At 43.2% G+C, this 17,321-nt stretch carries 16 protein-coding genes; 1 reads left to right on the top strand and 15 read right to left on the bottom strand.

Translation table 11 applies throughout. From position 1 onward, the window contains the following. The 9 genes from HMPREF1150_RS09330 to HMPREF1150_RS09365 form a co-directional block, all read right to left on the bottom strand. Nucleotides 1-753 (bottom strand): ABC transporter ATP-binding protein (locus tag HMPREF1150_RS09330; RefSeq protein WP_009659232.1); only part of this gene is annotated, 753 nt, incomplete at its 3' end. Nucleotides 754-931: 178 nt separating this feature from the next. Continuing rightward, nucleotides 932-1,063 (bottom strand): hypothetical protein, encoded by a 132-nt coding sequence (locus HMPREF1150_RS12265; RefSeq protein WP_009659231.1) that lies wholly within the window; start codon nt 1,061-1,063, stop codon nt 932-934. 273 nt (nt 1,064-1,336) lie between these two features. Beyond that, nucleotides 1,337-5,872 carry a SpaA isopeptide-forming pilin-related protein gene (locus HMPREF1150_RS09335; protein ID WP_032905364.1) on the bottom strand — a complete coding sequence of 1,512 codons (4,536 nt, stop codon included), beginning with the start codon at nt 5,870-5,872 and terminating at the stop codon, nt 1,337-1,339. A gap of 325 nt (nt 5,873-6,197) precedes the next feature. After that, on the bottom strand, nt 6,198-6,938 hold the full coding sequence (locus HMPREF1150_RS09340; RefSeq protein WP_002899847.1) for a class I SAM-dependent methyltransferase: 741 nt from the start codon (nt 6,936-6,938) through the stop codon (nt 6,198-6,200). Between the two features lie 184 nt (nt 6,939-7,122). After that, nucleotides 7,123-8,976: a SpaA isopeptide-forming pilin-related protein gene (locus HMPREF1150_RS09345; RefSeq protein WP_009659221.1), complete on the bottom strand. Its 1,854-nt coding sequence runs from the start codon at nt 8,974-8,976 to the stop codon at nt 7,123-7,125. A 291-nt stretch (nt 8,977-9,267) separates the two neighbouring features. Beyond that, entirely contained in the window at nt 9,268-9,453 is a 186-nt protein-coding gene (locus HMPREF1150_RS09350; RefSeq protein WP_002909210.1) for a hypothetical protein, read from the bottom strand. Between the two features lie 33 nt (nt 9,454-9,486). Beyond that, a complete protein-coding gene (locus HMPREF1150_RS09355; RefSeq protein ID WP_002909209.1) occupies nt 9,487-9,843 on the bottom strand; it encodes a class Ib ribonucleoside-diphosphate reductase assembly flavoprotein NrdI in 357 nt (118 codons plus the stop codon). Then, nucleotides 9,844-10,191, bottom strand: coding sequence for a hypothetical protein (locus HMPREF1150_RS09360; protein ID WP_002909208.1), 348 nt, complete (start codon nt 10,189-10,191; stop codon nt 9,844-9,846). Nucleotides 10,192-10,400: 209 nt separating this feature from the next. Continuing rightward, on the bottom strand, nt 10,401-11,012 hold the full coding sequence (locus tag HMPREF1150_RS09365) for a TetR/AcrR family transcriptional regulator (RefSeq protein ID WP_083842616.1): 612 nt from the start codon (nt 11,010-11,012) through the stop codon (nt 10,401-10,403). Nucleotides 11,013-11,117: 105 nt separating this feature from the next. Here HMPREF1150_RS09365 and HMPREF1150_RS09370 point away from each other — a divergent pair, with 105 nt between their 5' ends. Continuing rightward, nucleotides 11,118-12,071 carry a hypothetical protein gene (locus tag HMPREF1150_RS09370; RefSeq protein ID WP_009659230.1) on the top strand — a complete coding sequence of 318 codons (954 nt, stop codon included), beginning with the start codon at nt 11,118-11,120 and terminating at the stop codon, nt 12,069-12,071. A 121-nt stretch (nt 12,072-12,192) separates the two neighbouring features. Here the strand turns inward: HMPREF1150_RS09370 and HMPREF1150_RS09375 are convergent, their stop codons facing one another. The 6 genes from HMPREF1150_RS09375 to HMPREF1150_RS09400 all read right to left on the bottom strand — a co-directional run. Continuing rightward, complete coding sequence (locus tag HMPREF1150_RS09375) at nt 12,193-12,609, bottom strand: DUF3021 domain-containing protein (protein WP_009659226.1); 417 nt, start codon at nt 12,607-12,609, stop codon at nt 12,193-12,195. Between the two features lie 10 nt (nt 12,610-12,619). Continuing rightward, nucleotides 12,620-13,075 carry a LytTR family DNA-binding domain-containing protein gene (locus HMPREF1150_RS09380; protein ID WP_009659224.1) on the bottom strand — a complete coding sequence of 152 codons (456 nt, stop codon included), beginning with the start codon at nt 13,073-13,075 and terminating at the stop codon, nt 12,620-12,622. A gap of 22 nt (nt 13,076-13,097) precedes the next feature. Next, nucleotides 13,098-13,943: an ABC transporter permease gene (locus HMPREF1150_RS09385; protein ID WP_009659228.1), complete on the bottom strand. Its 846-nt coding sequence runs from the start codon at nt 13,941-13,943 to the stop codon at nt 13,098-13,100. Nucleotide 13,944: 1 nt separating this feature from the next. After that, a complete protein-coding gene (locus tag HMPREF1150_RS09390) occupies nt 13,945-14,811 on the bottom strand; it encodes an ABC transporter ATP-binding protein (protein WP_009659223.1) in 867 nt (288 codons plus the stop codon). 150 nt (nt 14,812-14,961) lie between these two features. Further along, nucleotides 14,962-16,962, bottom strand: a complete 2,001-nt coding sequence (locus HMPREF1150_RS09395; protein WP_009659229.1) for an ABC transporter permease — start codon at nt 16,960-16,962, stop codon at nt 14,962-14,964. Next, a partial coding sequence (locus HMPREF1150_RS09400; protein ID WP_009659220.1) for an ATP-binding cassette domain-containing protein occupies nt 16,943-17,321 on the bottom strand: 379 nt, incomplete at its 5' end. The genes HMPREF1150_RS09395 and HMPREF1150_RS09400, both read right to left, overlap by 20 nt.

Genomic DNA, 17,321 nt, shown 5'->3' with positions numbered 1-17,321 from the left:
CACCTCACTTGCCATAACTGTCAGAGTATCGGAAATCTCTTGGAACATCTGCCGCTCGGTCTTGTCACCACGGAAGATTTGGTTGTAGAGAATCCCATCCTTGATAAAGAGCACCCGCTTGGCGCGGCTAGCCGCTGCCGTTGAGTGGGTTACCATGAGAATAGTTTGACCTCGTGCATTGATATCGTCAAAGACATCCAACAACGCTGCCGAAGACTTGGAATCCAAGGCTCCTGTCGGCTCGTCTGCCAGCAGAATCTCAGGATCTGTGATGATGGCTCGAGCCACTGCTACCCGCTGCTTCTGGCCACCGGAAATCTCATAAGGAAACTTCTCTTGCAGCTTGTTAATCCCCAGCTCGTTGCAGGTCGTAACCAGCTTTTGCATCATCTCGGTAATGGGACGGCGAGAGAGGACCAGTGGCAGGAGAATATTATCCTTGACCGACAGGGTATCCAGCAGATTGAAATCCTGAAAGACAAAACCTAATTTCTCCCGGCGGAAGCTGGAAGCCTGGCTGTTTTTGATGGTTGCTGTGTCTGTTCCATTGAGAAAGACGCGGCCCTCAGTTGGCTTGTCCAGCATGGCTAGGATGTTGAGCAGGGTGGATTTCCCAGAGCCTGACTCACCCATGATGGCGACATATTCGCCTTTTTCTACCGTAAAGTGAATGTCTTTCAAGGCCTCTACTTGGCTGCCCTGAAAGCGGGTTTTATAAATTTTTTTCACATGTTGTACGTCTAATAATGTCATACTCGAACCTCTTCTTTATTTAACTTGATACTACTATCATACCGGAAAGACAGACAAGTTTCCATAACCTAATCTTTCATTTTGCCTGCCAATCTTACATTTTTGTCATCTTGTGCTCCAAGTCAGATAAAGAGAAAAGTCAACTGACCTTTCTCTTATCCTTGAATACCGGAAACTCTCAGTGACTGTACTGCAGCCAGAAATAATATTGACTGGAAGCACAGCCTAGGCGAGTCTTCTCGATTTCTTCCTTGGAAATCTTTTGAGCTTTAGGTTTACTTTGGCGATGGTTAAAAAGATTGATTTTCATAGCAAGCCTCCTTCTTGAAATCTGATTATTAGTTTGGAAGACGTTTATCTTCTTTTTCTTTACACTTATAGGATACCGAATTCCCAGGCTAGCTGCCATAAGATAACCTTTCATTTTAGCCTTTAAACTTACATTTTTGTCACTTAGAAAAATAGTTTTCGATTGCCCTTAAACTGCATCAATAGGCCTAAATTCAACGATAACTATCGGCTTCTTTCATCAAGCACATAAAAAAAAACAAGCGTCAATTTTCATTGACACTTGTTTTCTGTTTTATTTTTTGAAACGAATCCCAAAATAAACCCCACAACCAACTATTAGAATCAGACCGAAAGCAAGTAGCGTAAAGCTGATTTCTGTACCTGTGAAAGGCAGAATTTTCTTCGTCTTCCCCTTATCTCCAGGTTTATCTTGGTCTTTTTCTATTGGTTTATCTTGATTTGATTTTTTCGGATCTGGTTCATCTGTTTTTTTAGACGGATCCTTGTCTGGGCCAGTCGGTTTCGTTTGGTCAGTTACGACTAACGTCCCATCCTTGTATTCTACTGTATTTCCATCAGCATTTACAACTGTTACTGTGCCATCAAGATTCACTTGGAACACAATGTCGGTAACAGCTAGGTAACCGGTTGGGGCTGCAGCTTCATGGAAGGTATATACTCCAGGAGCTAATCCAAGCTCATGCGATGTATTTGCTTCTGAAGTCCATTTCGCTACAGGATTGCCAGTTGCCTCTTTGCCTTGGAAAATTTGAATCTCTGCACCAGCAATTTCAGTACCGCCGAGGTTGATCTTGCTGAAGGTCACCTTACGTGGAAGATCATCGTCTTTATCCGTTACTGTAACAGTTGAGCCGGTTGTTACGACCTTGTTCTCTTCACCCTTAGAGTCTTTCTCGCCAACGTTTGTCACTTCCACTGTACCGTCTGTTTTGACTTGGAAGGTGATGTCGGTTACTTTGAGGTAACCGGTTGGAGCTGCTTCTTCATGGAAGGTGTAGGTACCAGGTGCCAAGTTGATTTCCTTAGACTTACCAGCTTCGGATGTCCAGCTTTCTACGGCTGTTCCTTCTGCCTTGTCGCCTTTAAAGATCTTGATTTGTGCACCTGCGATTTCAGTACCGCCGAGATTAACTTTACTGAAAGTAATAGTCTTGGGACTGTCATCGTCTTTATCCGTTACAGTAACTTTAGAACCATTAGCTATGACCTTGTTTTCTTCACCCTTAGAATCTTTTTCTCCTACGCTAGTCACTTCCACTGTACCGTCTGTTTTGACTTGGAAGGTGATGTCGGTTACTTTGAGGTAACCCGTTGGAGCTGCTTCCTCATGGAAGGTGTAAGTGCCAGGTGCCAAGTTGATATCCTTAGACTTACCAGCTTCAGAAGTCCAGCTTTCTACGGCTGTACCTTCTGCCTTGTCGCCCTTGTAGATCTTGATTTGAGCTCCTGCGATTTCTGTACCACCAAGGTTAACTTTACTGAAAGTAATGGCTTTGGGACTATCATCGTCTTTATCCGTTACTGTAACAGTTGAGCCGTTTGTTACGACCTTGTTTTCTTCGCCCTTAGAGTCTTTCTCGCCAACGTTTGTCACTTCCACTGTGCCGTCTGTTTTGACTTGGAAAGTGATGTCAGTTACTTTCAGGTAACCTGTTGGGGCTGCTTCCTCATGGAAAGTATAGGTACCAGGTGCCAAGTTGATATCTTTAGACTTACCAGCTTCGGATGTCCAGCTTTCAACTGCTTGGCCTTCTGCCTTGTTGCCCTTGTAAATCTTGATCTGAGCCCCTGCGATTTCTTCTCTACCAAGGTTGACCTTACTGAAAGTAATGGCTTTGGGACTATCATCGTCTTTATCCGTTACTGTAACAGTTGAGCCGTTTGTTACGACCTTGTTTTCTTCACCCTTAGCGTCTTTTTCACCAACATTTGTCACTTCTACTGTTCCATCATGCTTGACTTGGAAAGTAATGTCAGTAACTTTAAGGTAGCCGGACGGTGCCGCTTCCTCATGGAAGGTATAAGTGCCAGGTGCCAAGTTGATGTCCTTAGACTGATTAGCCTCAGAAGTCCAGCTTTCAACAGCTTGACCCTGCGCCTTGTTGCCTTTGAAAATCTTAATTTGAGCGCCAGCAATCTCAGTACCGCCGAGGTTGACCTTACTGAAGGTCACCTTACGTGGAAGATCATCGTCCTTATCCGTTACTGTAACAGTTGAGCCGTTGGTTACGACCTTGTTCTCTTCACCCTTAGAGTCTTTCTCTCCGACATTGGTTACTTCTACTGTTCCGTCAGTTTTGACTTGGAAAGTAATGTCAGTAACTTTAAGGTAGCCGGTCGGTGCCGCTTCCTCATGGAAGGTATAAGTGCCAGGTGCCAAGTTGATGTCCTTAGACTGATTAGTCTCGGATGTCCAGCTTTCTACTGCCTTCCCTTCGGCTTTCTCGCCCTTGTAGATCTTGATCTCAGCACCAGCGATTTCTGTACCGCCGAGATTGACCTTACTGAAAGTAATGGCTTTAAGACTATTGTCCTCTTTATCGGTTACAGTAAGAACCAAGCCATTTGCTTCAACAGAATCTGTTGCACCTTTAGCATCAACTGTAATGGTACCATCAGAATGAACTGTGAATTTTATATCTTCTACAGCTACAAACCCAGTAGGAGCAAGGCTCTCTTTCAGAGAATAAGTCCCTGGAGCTAATTTTACTACCTTAGATGCGTTAGCTTCGGATGTCCACTCTGCAAGAGGTTTAGCTTCAGGACGAATCCGACTGCCTTTGTAGAGTTTCAATTTCGCCCCTGGGATTTCCTTCCCGTTTGGATCTACTTTCTTGATCGTCACATCTCGTTCTGAGTCGTCATCCTTGTCTGTTACCTTCAAGATTGCTCCGTCAGTCACAACCTTATTGTTTTCTCCTTTGGAGTCTTTCTCGCCGACATTGGTCACTTCCACTGTGCCGTCATGTTTGACTTGGAAAGTGATGTCGGTTACTTTCAGGTAACCAGTTGGAGCTGCTTCCTCATGGAAGGTGTAAATACCAGGCTCCAAATTGATTGCTTTAGACTGATTAGCTTCGGAAGTCCAGCTTTCAACAGCTTGACCCTGCGCTTTGTTGCCTTTGAAAATCTTAATTTGAGCACCAGCAATCTCAGTACCGCCTAGGTTGACCTTACTGAAGGTAATGGCTTTAGGACTATTGTCCTCCTTGTCGGTAATCGTCAGAATTGAACCTGCTGCTTGAACAGTATCTTCTGCTCCTTTTTTCACAAGAGCAACAGTACCATTAGCACCTACTGTAAATGTGATATCTTCTACATATTGATAACCAGTAGGAGCGTTAGCTTCAGTCAGTGTATAGGTTCCTGGAGACAGTTTTATGACTTTAGAAGTGTCAGCCTCAGAAGTCCAGTCTGCAACAGGAGCTTCTTCCTGGTCAACATGATCACCTTTATAGATTTTCAGTTGCGCACCAGGAATTTCTTTTCCGTTTGGATCTACTTTTTTGAAAGTTACATCCTGCTCGGTTACCGTCTTCTTATTGACGATCTCGCGCGATACAGATTTGTCTGTTCCAAAATCCTGGGAACCAATCTTAATTTCCTCAGTTAATTTATCATATCCTGTAGGAGGAGTCACTTCACGGATGGTATAATCATCGCGCAACAAGTCACCCAAGTTAGCATTCCCGTTAGAATCTGTAGTTAATTTCCCGACAACTGCACCGCTCCGATCACGAACAACTTCAAATTCAGCACCTTGCAGATTTTCACCATTTTCATTGACCTTATGGAGCTTAATGGTGAAAACATAGCCTTCTCCAACACCGCCAGCAATTTGATAAGAGCGATTTTCAGCTGATGTCGTTGTTTGACCACCGTTATAGGTCATTGTAGCACTATTGGAAACACGCTCACCATCAACAAGATCGTAATCTGCTTTTGTCTTATAGTCCAGCAAATACCCGAAACCATCCATGTCGCCAAGGTCGATCGTGAATCCATCACCAGCAGCATTTTCCGTGATTTTTGATTGGAAATTAGCTGTCACGTCTTCTGTTGAATCCCGCACCCAATCTCCATTATTCCAGCGCCAAGCAATTTTATAGACCCGAATTGAGTCTCTCATGATTTTAAAATTAGGCGAGGTAATCTTGTCAGTTATCGTTACATCGGTATAATGCTCCATATTGCGGTTAATCGCAATATTGTAATGAACTTCGTTCTTACCGTCTTCTGCTGCCTGATAAGAGCTCTTCTCAATTTTTGAGTCATATCTTTTGGGTGGTCCATTATAATGGACGATTCCCGGATACAACATCCGACCTCCTACGGTAAATCCACCATTCAAGTCACCTTCTTGTCTCACTACATCATGGTCAACTCGTGCATAGAAGAAGAATTCTCCTTGAACACCAGACTTTTGCTCAACATAATTTGTATAGGTCAAAGTAATGGTCTTGTTGGTTGAATCCAAAAATCCATTTGCCACTACGTTATCCGAGCTGTCTTTAAGCTCAATAGCTGAAGAGTTCCCAAATGCATACTCAGAAGGCAAGGTGATTTTTGTCGTATCTCCTTGATGTACTTGGTTATCCGGCAAGACAAACTTTGCGTAAACTCGAAAAGTTTCCCAAATATCAATTCCCTGCGTCAAATCACCACCTGAAGAATTCTTCAGGCTCATCTCAGTGATAACATCACCAAACTCAGCTGCTTGCACCTGAGTAAGAGGAGCTACTGATGGCAAAATGACTCCTAAACAAAGAATAATAAGGTGGAGCAATGCTCTAATCCTTTTGTTCATGCAATTTTCCTTTCTCACAATATTCAGTTTTAAATGTACAATGTAATTGTATACTAACTGAGCTTCCCCATCTTGTCAGTGCCCGCTTTCTAAAAAGCGAACATTTATAGATACATTACATCTACATTTTATCATACTATAAGAAAAATGGCTATACACAAAAGAAGATTTTTTTAACATTTGTTTACCTTTTTGTCATTTAGAAGAGGTGGACGATTTATATGGTTCATTCGCAAATCAAACCACTATTGTTAGGGTCAATTACGTCTGACAATCAATGTCCTCAATAACATAGAAAAACCGGAAAAAGTCCAGTTCTTCTGATTTATTTCCTAAACGTCAGGACATAAAATTTTCCGTCCCAGAGGAGTTTCAACTCCTTCTCCTTGACACCGGCCGGTATAGCGGCCTCAATTTCTCCCAAATCAACGGTAGCGTCCTTAAAATAGTCCTTGCTGAAGTGGTTCTTCTTATATTGCTGGTCCACATAGTCTGCCGTCTCGTCTGAAATCATAATCTTAGTTCCTGGCTTAGCCACCCGCAGCATTTCCTGCATGGCCTTGGCCTTATCACTAAAGAAATTAATTCCACCGATATGATAGACGATGTCAAAGCTATTATCTGCAAAAGGCAGATCCTCTGCACAAGCATGAAAGAGTTGCAGATTTGTCTTCTTGGCACAGGATTTCTGACATTTTTTCAGCATGCCTATGGAAATATCTGCCCCAACAAAGTCTAGGCTTTTCAGGTCAATATTCTCAGGAATGTAGCGCAGGTCTTGACCAGTCCCGATAGAGACATAAAGGACGGATAGATGATCTTTCCATTCTATTTCTGCCATCTGGTCCTTTCTCAGCTTGTCAATAGCTTTGCCATGGAGAAGTGGCCCTATCCATTTTTCACCAAAATCATACCAGCGAGCCAAGCGATTGTACATGGTCATATACTTGGCATTGTCCCCTGAGACATAGTCCGAATTCAGCGCCAGATAGATGTCTCCATCTTTTTGAAAATCCGCTAACTTCAAACCTGGCTTGAACTTCTCTTGTATTTTTGTATCTGTCATATCTTCTGTCTCCTTTTTCTATTTGTCATTTATTATAGAGGATTCTGAGACAAAAACAAGAGTTTTTCCGTAAGTGGCTGCCCTGCATAAGTAACTGGAAGAAATTGCTCAGTAAGTTGCAAAATAGCTAGACAAAATAAGCAAACAAAAGAAGATAAAGCATTCTGCCTTATCCTCTCTTTGTTTATTTACTCAGTCGAGTCTTACGGTAAAGTCCTAAAAGAGCCAGGACTACCAGACCAGCAAGAACTAGTCCAAGGCTTTCAGCAGAGCCAGTCGCAGGAAGAACTTTTTTAGATTTTCCTTGACCGTCTGCTGCTTTATCAGAATCAGATGATTGATTTGGCTTAATGCCACCTTGAACTGCTTTATCAGGCGTACCAGGTGCAGCTGGTGCCGCTTGGTCAGTAATGAACAACTTACCATCTGTATACTCTACTGCATTGCTATTAGCGTCTAGAACTGTTACAGTGCCATCTTCATTGACTTGGAAGACAATATCAGTCACAGCCAGATAACCTGTCGGAGCCGCTTCCTCATGGAAGGTGTAAATACCTGGCTCTAGGTTAATTTCCTTAGATTGGTCAGCTTCTGAAGTCCAAGATGCGACAGGACTGCCCTTGCTTTCCCGTCCCTTGAAAATCTGAATCTGAGCACCGGCAATTTCCTCACCAGCTAGATTGACCTTACTGAAAGTAACCTGTTTATCTGTTGGAGTTTGAGTTTTCTTATTGACCACATTGACTGCAACCAATCTGCTGTCTCCAGAATCTCCAGATTCCGGACTGCCTACGTTCAAAGTCTTACCAAAATCTGTTGGACTGATGGTAATATCCTCTGTCAGGCGATCGTAACCAGCTGGAGCAGTCGTTTCACGCAGGATATAAGTGTCACGCAGAAGATTACCAACTTCCGCGTTCCCATCTGCATCTGTCGTGATTGTGCCAACCACCTTATTGGTCGCTTTCCGCACCACTTCAAAGACTGCACCGCTCAGAGAAGCATTAGACTCATCTGTCTTGTGGACCTTAACCTTGAAGTTATAGCCTTCGGACTTTCCGCCAGCAATCTGATAAGAGTACTCGTTGGTGACAGATACTGTCTCGGTATTGTTGTAGTTCATAGTAGCCCTATTTCCTACAACTTCTCCATCAGCCAAATCATAGTCGGCCAGCGTCTTGTACTCAACTAGGTAGCCGAAACCTTCTACATCACCGAAGTTGATTGTCAAGCTATCGCCTTCAGCGCCAAAGGTCATCTTAGACTGGAAATCTGCTGTTACGTCTTCAGTCGAATCACGCGCCCAATCTCCATTATTCCAGCGCCAAGAAACCTTATAAACCCGTACAGAGTCTTGAACAATCTTAGCGTTTGTATCACCCAACTTGTCCGTCACAGAGACATTTTTGTAGTTGCCCATGTTGCGGTTAATGGCTACATTGTAGCGGATTTCATTCTTAGCATCAGCATCCCACTGAAAAGCACTCTTTTCTAGCAGAGACTCATACTTTTTCGGAGGTCCATTATAGTGAATGCTGCCGGCCGGAATCCTATTATTGCCTACAGTGAAAGTAGCTGGAATATCCCTTTCCTCTGTGACGACCTCGTGGTCAATCCGCGAATAAAAGAAAAACTCGCCTCTGACACTGGACTTCTGCTCCACATAGTCTGTGTATGTCAGCGTGATGGTCTTGGCATTGCTATCCAGGACTCCATTAGCCACCAGGGCTCCGTTTTCATCCTTGAGCTCAATAGCTGAGGAATTCCCAAAGGTAAATTCGTTCGGCAAATGAATCACTGTCGTATCACCCGCATGGGCTTGGTTGTCCGGCAGGGCAAACTTAGCATAGACTCGGAAGGTCTGCCAGATATCTACACCATTGGTCAGCTGCTTACCAGAGTTAGTGGTCAGGTGCATCTCAGTGATGACATCATTGAGCTCCGCCGCATGAGCCTTAAGGGTTCCGGCTAGGAAAGGCAGGAACACTCCTAGACAGAGAATGATGAGCTGAAACCATACTCTCAGTTTTTTATTCATGCAATCTTCCTTTCTCACAAGTAAAATTTGTTTAAAAGTACAGCGTATTGGCCAGCCAGTCGAACACGTTCTTTTCATGTTTTTCTGCCTTTTTGACAAACACTGGAAAGACAATACTAATTCATTGTACCATATTGACTATTAAAAAACTATAGGAATGCTCACAGGGTTTTAGCATAAAAAGGAGAAAAAAGACGCTAAGCCTTCTCTCTCCTATTGATACGCAAAACAGGTCAAAAGATGACCTAAAAATCATTGAACAAATTATGCTCTTCTATTTTGACAAAAAAGTCAATCTTTCTGTGACGCACTGGAAGTTGCGTCTACCTGATTCTGATCTGTTTCTTCTTGTTTGGAAGAATTTCTTTCCGTCTTATTTGAAGTGTCGGGCTCTTTCTGTACATGCCTGCAGGCCGTTAGGATAAAGACAGAAATCAGAGCCAGAAACAAGCTCCCAATTTTCTCGAACCTAGGCATACGAGTCCTCCATTTATGCGAAGCTTGATGAGACTAGCACTTCGCCAAAAATGCCTGCACAGTCTTGACATCTTCTGGACTACCGCCTCGGTCAATATCACAGATATGCTTGAGCCCATATTTTTCGATAATCAAGGCAGTCGCTCCGCAGAAGGTCCGGCCGTGTTTAACAGAGTCGCCATTGTTAACAAAACCTTTAATCAGCCCAGGATGTTTCTTGATAAAGCGTTTGGTAGACCAAGGAATTTTCCCAGCACCAGCATTTCGAGTAATGAGAATACAAGGCTCTTCCAGTTTCTCCTTGATGGTCTGGGTCGGATAGCCCAGTGATTCTGCAAATCGTTTACCAACACCAGTATTTGAATCATAAACTACAATCATCTTCATCACCTACTTTCTTAAAAAAAGAATAGCAAACCAAGCCGCAAAGCCTAAAACCACAACATCTGAGATGAGCATAAGCATGAACTCCAAATCTGGCATTATGTGAATGTAAATCAACAATGACAAAGTTGTCAAAGCCAGTGCCGCCAGCTTAGCAACTGCTGGCAAGCCCGGAATCAAAGCTGCTCCGATTAGGACAAGGATGAGACCTCCGACTAAAAATGACTGAAAATCCACACTCAAACTGAAACCAACTGTCACACCACCGTAGCCAATGGTCAAAAGACCAATCGCGACCAGACAGATACCTAAAATAGCCAATCCGCTCATGGCAAATCCTCCTTGCTTATTCATTCTTTTCCTCACTTTCTGTTTTTGAATGAACAGTTCCTAATATTCATTCAAAACTTTCTAAAAAAATAATTCACTTTATACTTATCCAATCACATTTCTTGAATACCTTCCAATTCCTATTCGCACTACATAAGACATCACCTCCTTTGTTAATGAATGAATCTCCTTAAATATTCATTCACTTCAGCTTCTAAGTAAAGGAATTTCCTCTATTTGGAAAAAATTCCCTTAACAAAATATTTCACTAAAGTCTCAAGACTATCGAAGTAGCCTGAAAATTCCTGCTCTGTGACATGCATGTCTATGTAGTAAATCAAGTCATAAACCTTCATGATCTCAGCTATTTTCTCCTTCGAAAACCCCTCTTCCTGCAAGCGCTGGCTGAAGGTCTGAATCAGAAACTGATGAAAGGCATTGGATCCTCGGCCGGAATCCTGATTATAGTAATCGTGCAGAATATGAGAAATGCCCGGCTTGTTCCACTCAGCCAAAATTTTATTGGGTGAAATCAACTCAAAAGTGACTGCAAAAAGTTGTTCAACGATTGCCTCGGGCTCGCCCTGCCAGTCTACGCGTTGCATGATTTCCTCACGTATACGGCTATTTTCAGCTACATAAACCTCCAAGAAGATAGCTTCCTTAGACTCATAATACTTGTAAAAGGATCCGACAGCCATCTGACTTCTCTTAGCAATATCAGAAATTCCAGCTGCCTTATAGCCTTTTTCTGCAAAGACTTCTCTAGCCGCAGCCAGGAGCTCATTTTTTTTATCCATTTCCATGCCTCTTTTGTGAATGAATTCGTTTTTATGTTCATTCATATTTTAACACAATCTTGCCACTTGTCAAGCATTTATGTTATACTATACAAAAAAGATAGTTTGCTAATCAAATTATTTTTTAGATTTTATTTTGGAGGTTGAGCTATGCTCAAGGAAGGACGAAACCAGGGTACCATCGCCCTACTGGTAATTTCTCTTATTTTTCTAGTTGTTGCTGCAGTAATGGGCTTTATCCAATACCAAAAGGTCAACACTAAGACTGCCTATGACCGAAATAGCGAGTCTGGAGCAGATTCAGCAGTCTATGCTGAAGTGTCATATATTTTCCCAGAGGCTCTGATTGAAGTAGAAGATAATACCCAAGTTTGGCTGGTTGCCTACCAAGACGGATATGTTGGTCTGCAGGCTAAAAAAGGGGACAAGCAGATTGCCCAGCTCTTGGAAAAAGAGAAAAAGGGCGAGCTGGAAAAAAATCCTGTCCGAATCGTTGGTTCCTACGTTAATGCTAACTCCCCTAAGAAGAATCAGGGATATATTTCTAATTATGGCAGCCTCGTTCGCGGTCTCCTAGCAGACAATCCCGAAGTCATCACAGTAATGTCAAGCAGCTCCTATATCTCTATCACTGAATTTGAATCTGACAATCTTGCATTCATGTTCTATATTCTGTTTTTGATTGGACTCAGTGCTTTCTTTGTCGTTATAGGAATTATCGGCCGCAAGAAAAATATCGCTGCCTACGAAGAAATCTATGCAGCCTATCCAGAGACCAAAGATAATCTCAATATCCTGCTGGAGCAAGCGTCTTTCCACGATGATGTGCTGAAAATTGCTGTTTATAAAGACCATCTCATTACCTACTATCGAGGTTTCAAAGCAATTGATCTCAAACAGGTCGTCCATCTCTACCACCATATTCTCACCATGCATCGCGGCTTCGTTGCTTCAAACAGAAACTCAACCTTAGTTGCTGTTCGAAACAATCAAAAGAAATACCAAATGCCTATTAAGAACATTGGTAAAACAACAGACACCAAACTCCAGTCAACCTTTGACTATCTCTACAACCACTTCCCTCATATCAGATTGGGAGTGTAATAGCACATAAAACTCAAGCTAGAAAATCTAGCTTGAGTTTTTTAGATAAAAAAACAGGAGCAGGATATAGTCCAGCTCCATTTGTTTTTATGATATGCTTGTCAGAACGTTTTTCAGCAAGTTACTTGCCTTCTTTTTCCTTTCTGCGCTTAGCTAGGGCGCTGTTAATCTTCTTGGTCTTAAGATTTGTATCCAAGTAACGAAAGAGCCATACAAAGAGGTAAATCAGAATAAAATCTAGCCAGAAATGCCAGCTGGCAATTAAAAATCCCCAGTTATTATAGACCATGAAGCAGCATACTAGGACTGCGACCGCAACAAAATGCAGTAACATCGAGACTGAAAAAGAGAATCGGTCTTCAAGAGTTTTTAACATTGAACTGATAATCCCAATCAAACCGCTCATCACCATGACACTGACGATATTACTTGTTGTGGGCGGATTTTTTTGAATAGAGAGCGCAAGGACAATCAGATAGACTGCACTCCCTGTCTGGATGCCCATCAATATAGCGTGTAGACATTTTTTTATACTCATCACTTACCTCCTAGATTCCCAGATATTCCATTAAGAGTTTGACATAACGACGGCTGACTTCGGTTTTGATTTGATTGGTCAGCTTGGCCGTCATATTGCCAGAAAAGCTGTCAGACAAGGACTCCAAATGGTCAATATTGATGACAGCATGCCGGGAAACCTGGATAAAGTTCGAGCTGCTAATCCGCTGCTGAAAGCGAGTCAAGGTCTCTGTCGTCTGGTAAATGCCTTCTCTGCTGTAAATCATCAGAGTTGTCTGGTTGATGTCTGCTAGGATAATATCTTCAGTCCTCAACATGACCAGTTTATCGTCCGACTTGATAGGCAGGACGCCACTTGGCCCTGCCTTGTACTGCTCTAAATAATCTAAGATGGCCTTGGCTTCTGCCCCTAGCTGGTCTGCCTTGACCACAACCAGCGGATCCTTGGATGAAATGGTTGGATCTATTTCAAATTTTGCTTGCAAGAGGAAGCTCCCTATTCACATTCTATTGTAGTTTTAGCCGGCGGATGGCAATCATATTTTGCACCATCCAAATAAGCGCTATTGCAACTAAAACTACTCCAACTATATAGAAAGTTTCTGTCCTTGTCAAGAGCTCCTGCCATTCAATGCGAATTCCCATTGTTTTTTCAAAAGCTGCTTGCGGCTGGCTGTTATTGGCAAAAGTATCTGCTAGACTTTCTTTCATGAGAAGCTGTCTGAAAAGAGATGCCATATAGTTAGAAGGCGTAAGCTTCATCAGGTTTTGTGCCATATTCGGCAAGGTTCCAATGGGGATATAGGTACCCACTAGAAAACCAGAAGTTGCTCCGACTACTGTTGCCAATTTCCCCAGACTATCCACTGATTTGAAGCATTGAACAATCAGAGCATTTATCAGTGTGGCCAAGAGGCTGTTTAAGAGCATCAGAAGAACCAGGTAAGGAAGGATTCCCCACTCAAAGGAAATTTTATCCGCCAACGTAAAATAGCTGAGCATAAAGGCAAACATAATGACCTGCATCAAAAAGCCGATAATAACAGAGCTGACAAGATAACTAAGCTGCAAGCCCCATGGTCCCAAGTCTGTGATAAAGAGGTCGTCTGTCACCTTCCGCTCCCGATCTTCGACCTGCCGAGAGAAAGCTGCTAGGGTGGTCGTTAATCCTGTAACTGCCAACACGCCGCCAATCAGCCACAAGTCCATCAGCTGGCTGGAATGGTCTTTGTAATTATTTTTCAAAAAAACGATATAAAGCACAAAGGGAATAATGGCTCCGAAGAGGGACAAAATTACCCCACTGCGGTTGCGGAAATAAAGTAAAAAATTACGTTTTATCAAAGCGAGCATATTAGCGTACCTCTCTTCCTGTCAGTGCCATAAAGGCATCGTCCATGGTTCCGGGTTGGAATTCAAATTGTTCGATATAGGGACCAGCCTGAGCCAATAAGGTCAGAGCTTCTTGAGTCGTTTTAGGGTGGAGGATAAATTCCCCTTCCTTGACTTGCTCCCAAGCGCAGCCTCTTGGCAAGCTTTTCTCTAAACTTGCTGCATCTTGACTCAAAATCCGTAAGACATTGCGGGCATAGTTTCCCTTAATCTGGTCTGCAGAGCCTTTGGCAATGACCTGACCATGATCTACGATATAGATCTTATCCGCATCATCAGCTTCATTGAGATAGTGAGTTGTCAAGACAATGGTCATCTGCTCTTCTTTCTGAATTTGCTTGAGCAGGCTCCAAATACTCTCCCGAGTCTGAATGTCCAAGCCTGTCGTAGGCTCATCCAGAAAGAGCAGGTCGGGACTGTTGAGCAGGGCTCGCGCAATGTCCACCCGACGCTTTTGGCCGCCAGACAGTGTCCCATAAGGCTGCTTGGCAAAAGCTGACAAGCCCAGCTGAGAAACCAAGCGCTCGATTCTACCTGCCGGTATCTCCTTATACTGCTTGGCTCTGATGGTCAGATTTTCCAAAACCGTCAGCCGGGCGTCCAACACACTGTTTTGGAAAACCACGCCCAGCTTAATTTTATCCGCATAAGTGATCTGCCCTGATGTCGGCTGCAAGAGACCTATCAGCATCTGGATAGTTGTCGATTTTCCTGCACCATTAGGGCCTAGAATAGCTGTAAAACTGCCTCTCTCAATCTGAATATTCAGATCATTAACTGCCACCTTATCGCCATAAACCTTGCTAAGATTTTTCGTTTCTACTAACATGATCTTTTCTCCTCTTCTTTACTTCTGAGACTATGATAGCAAGTCTTTTTTGAAAAATCTCCGCTTTTTGGACAAGCGGTAAAATGAGGAAGATGAGAGGTAAAAATCCAGACATCAAAAAATCCCCGACCATTCGGTCAGGGAAGTTTATTAGCGGGCGACAATCTTGCGGTAACTGCGTGAAGTCAGTAAGAAAACTAAAATATAGGTCAGGAGGAAGACTCCGCAAGTTGCAAGTGTTGTCTGAATCAAAAGAGGAAGATTGGTCACACCTAGTAGGGCAACTATCAAGCGCAGCATATGAAAGACTGCTGCTACATGTAGAAAAGCAAAGATGAGAGGTAGGAAGAAAACAGTCAAAATCTGCTTACGAATGGTACTTCTAGTCTGCTTTTCATCTAAACCAACTTTTTGCAAGATGATAAAGCCATCGCGATCTTCATATCCTTCAGAGATTTGCTTATAGTAAATCACGAGAACAGCTCCTAGAAGGAAGATAACCGAGAGGAAGACACCGATGAAGAGCAAGGTTCCAGTAAGTTCTTGATAACTCTTTTCTGCACTATAACGGTCACTAGCCATTGCGAAGCTACCATCTTGGGCTTGTTCCTGATCTAAAGTGTCTCTCAACCCCAGTTGGACTTGCTTGACAAACTTTTTACTGCCCTTAGTCTCTGAAGCAACTCCAATGTAGTAGTAATGATCCACATCGAGATTAACCTCTTTGCTATCATTGACCACCATATAGAGACCCTGCTCCATGGTCACATCGTTTGGATTAGGGATTTCCCCATGCGTGAAATTTGACGATAAAAGCTGCTTAATCTTCCAGTCCTTACCATTCACTCGGAGTGGCTTGTCCTTATTTAAGGAAATATTTTTTCCATAGACAAGAGTTTCATCGTCTGCCAGGTCTATCTTTTCCCCTGTCATTTTTTCATAATCCTGACGATTGATGACCGTAATCGTGCCAGCAGACTTGGTCAAGATACTTGTATCTGACTCTAGCTCTCTTTGCATTGGAACTGTCACATCATTACCAGCCAGTTTCGTAATGAAGGCTGATTGGTAGAGATAGGTAGTATAGCTTGGCTTCTTCAGACCTGAGTCCTGAGCCACTTGCTGAACCTTGTCCAACAGAGCCTCCTTCTGATCGGTCGATTTCGGCAAGACGACGCTGACATTGTAATCCTTTGGATGCAAGGTAGTAATATAATCCTGACCTCCAACATAGATATTGATTGTACCTACCAGAGTCACAAGGAGCATGGTAGATAGAATGGAGATAGTTGCCAATCCTGCTGCATTTTTACGCATCCGCGAGATGAGATTGGAAACAGAAATGAAATTCTGCGTTTTATAGTAGTAGCCTTTGCGTTTTTTGAGAAATTTCAATAATGTAATTGAACCTGCATTAAAAAGCAGATAGGTTGCGATGATAACCATGACCACAGCTATAAAGAAATTGCCGATAGCAGCGACAGGCTTGGTAACGGTCAAAGCCATATAATAAGCCACACCCATGAGCAGGAGACCCAGCAAGGTTTGCAGCAAAAGGAAACGTCCCTTCTTCTCGCCTGCTTTCTTTTCTTTCATTAGGTTAAGAGAGCTATAGCGTAGAAGACGCGTAGAGTTGAGCAACAAAATCACCGCAAAAGCGACACCTAGACTAGCTAGAGTCATCCAAACATTCTGCCATTGGAAGGTCGAGGCAAGAACTGCCGGCATTCCCATCAATTTCAAAAGAACTGCGTAAAGCATCTTGTCTAAAGCTAGGCCAGACAAGATACCCAGACCGACTGTAACCAGATAAAAGACACAGAGTTCAAAGAAGGTCATGACTAGCAGATGCTTTTTCTCCATGCCCAGCAGACTATAAACTCCCAACTCTCGGGAGCGGTTTTTCATGACGAAGCTATTGGCATAGGTGATGAGGATAAGGACGGCAATCTGAATGACATGGATACCAAACTGCAAGGTCATGCGAGCTGCCGAACCACCATAAGAGGTCTCCATATTGGGGCTATGAGCTAGTGAGACAAAACTATACAAAATCGCTGTTGCAAGTACCGTCGCCAAAGCAAATGGATAATACAAACTGCGATTTTTAACTAGATTGGACAAAGCTAGTTTACTCGTTAGTTTGAACATGATTGCCCACCTCACTTGCCATAACTGTCAGAGTATCGGAAATCTCTTGGAACATCTGCCGCTCGGTCTTGTCACCACGGAAGATTTGGTTGTAGAGAATCCCATCCTTGATAAAGAGCACCCGCTTGGCGCGGCTAGCCGCTGCCGTTGAGTGGGTTACCATGAGAATAGTTTGACCTCGTGCATTGATATCGTCAAAGACATCCAACAACGCTGCCGAAGACTTGGAATCCAAGGCTCCTGTCGGCTCGTCTGCCAGCAGAATCTCAGGATCTGTGATGATGGCTCGAGCCACTGCTACCCGCTGCTTCTGGCCACCGGAAATCTCATAAGGAAACTTCTCTTGCAGCTTGTTAATC

Source organism: Streptococcus sp. AS14, assembly GCF_000286495.1.
Taxonomy (GTDB): domain Bacteria; phylum Bacillota; class Bacilli; order Lactobacillales; family Streptococcaceae; genus Streptococcus; species Streptococcus sanguinis_P.
Note: the sequence above shows the minus strand (reverse complement) of the source record. Positions and strands in the feature narration are given on the sequence as shown.

Excerpts from the sequence above, each read along its gene's own strand:
- HMPREF1150_RS09370 (WP_009659230.1), top strand. The coding sequence starts at position 11,118 with ATGCTCAAGGAAGGACGAAACCAGGGTACCATCGCCCTACTGGTAATT.
- HMPREF1150_RS09345 (WP_009659221.1), bottom strand. The coding sequence starts at position 8,976 with ATGAATAAAAAACTGAGAGTATGGTTTCAGCTCATCATTCTCTGTCTA.
- HMPREF1150_RS09375 (WP_009659226.1), bottom strand. The coding sequence starts at position 12,609 with ATGAGTATAAAAAAATGTCTACACGCTATATTGATGGGCATCCAGACA.
- HMPREF1150_RS09360 (WP_002909208.1), bottom strand. The coding sequence starts at position 10,191 with ATGAATAAGCAAGGAGGATTTGCCATGAGCGGATTGGCTATTTTAGGT.
- HMPREF1150_RS09335 (WP_032905364.1), bottom strand. The coding sequence starts at position 5,872 with ATGAACAAAAGGATTAGAGCATTGCTCCACCTTATTATTCTTTGTTTA.
- HMPREF1150_RS12265 (WP_009659231.1), bottom strand. The coding sequence starts at position 1,063 with ATGAAAATCAATCTTTTTAACCATCGCCAAAGTAAACCTAAAGCTCAA.
- HMPREF1150_RS09390 (WP_009659223.1), bottom strand. The coding sequence starts at position 14,811 with ATGTTAGTAGAAACGAAAAATCTTAGCAAGGTTTATGGCGATAAGGTG.
- HMPREF1150_RS09395 (WP_009659229.1), bottom strand. The coding sequence starts at position 16,962 with ATGTTCAAACTAACGAGTAAACTAGCTTTGTCCAATCTAGTTAAAAAT.
- HMPREF1150_RS09350 (WP_002909210.1), bottom strand. The coding sequence starts at position 9,453 with ATGCCTAGGTTCGAGAAAATTGGGAGCTTGTTTCTGGCTCTGATTTCT.
- HMPREF1150_RS09365 (WP_083842616.1), bottom strand. The coding sequence starts at position 11,012 with ATGAATGAACATAAAAACGAATTCATTCACAAAAGAGGCATGGAAATG.
- HMPREF1150_RS09340 (WP_002899847.1), bottom strand. The coding sequence starts at position 6,938 with ATGACAGATACAAAAATACAAGAGAAGTTCAAGCCAGGTTTGAAGTTA.
- HMPREF1150_RS09385 (WP_009659228.1), bottom strand. The coding sequence starts at position 13,943 with ATGCTCGCTTTGATAAAACGTAATTTTTTACTTTATTTCCGCAACCGC.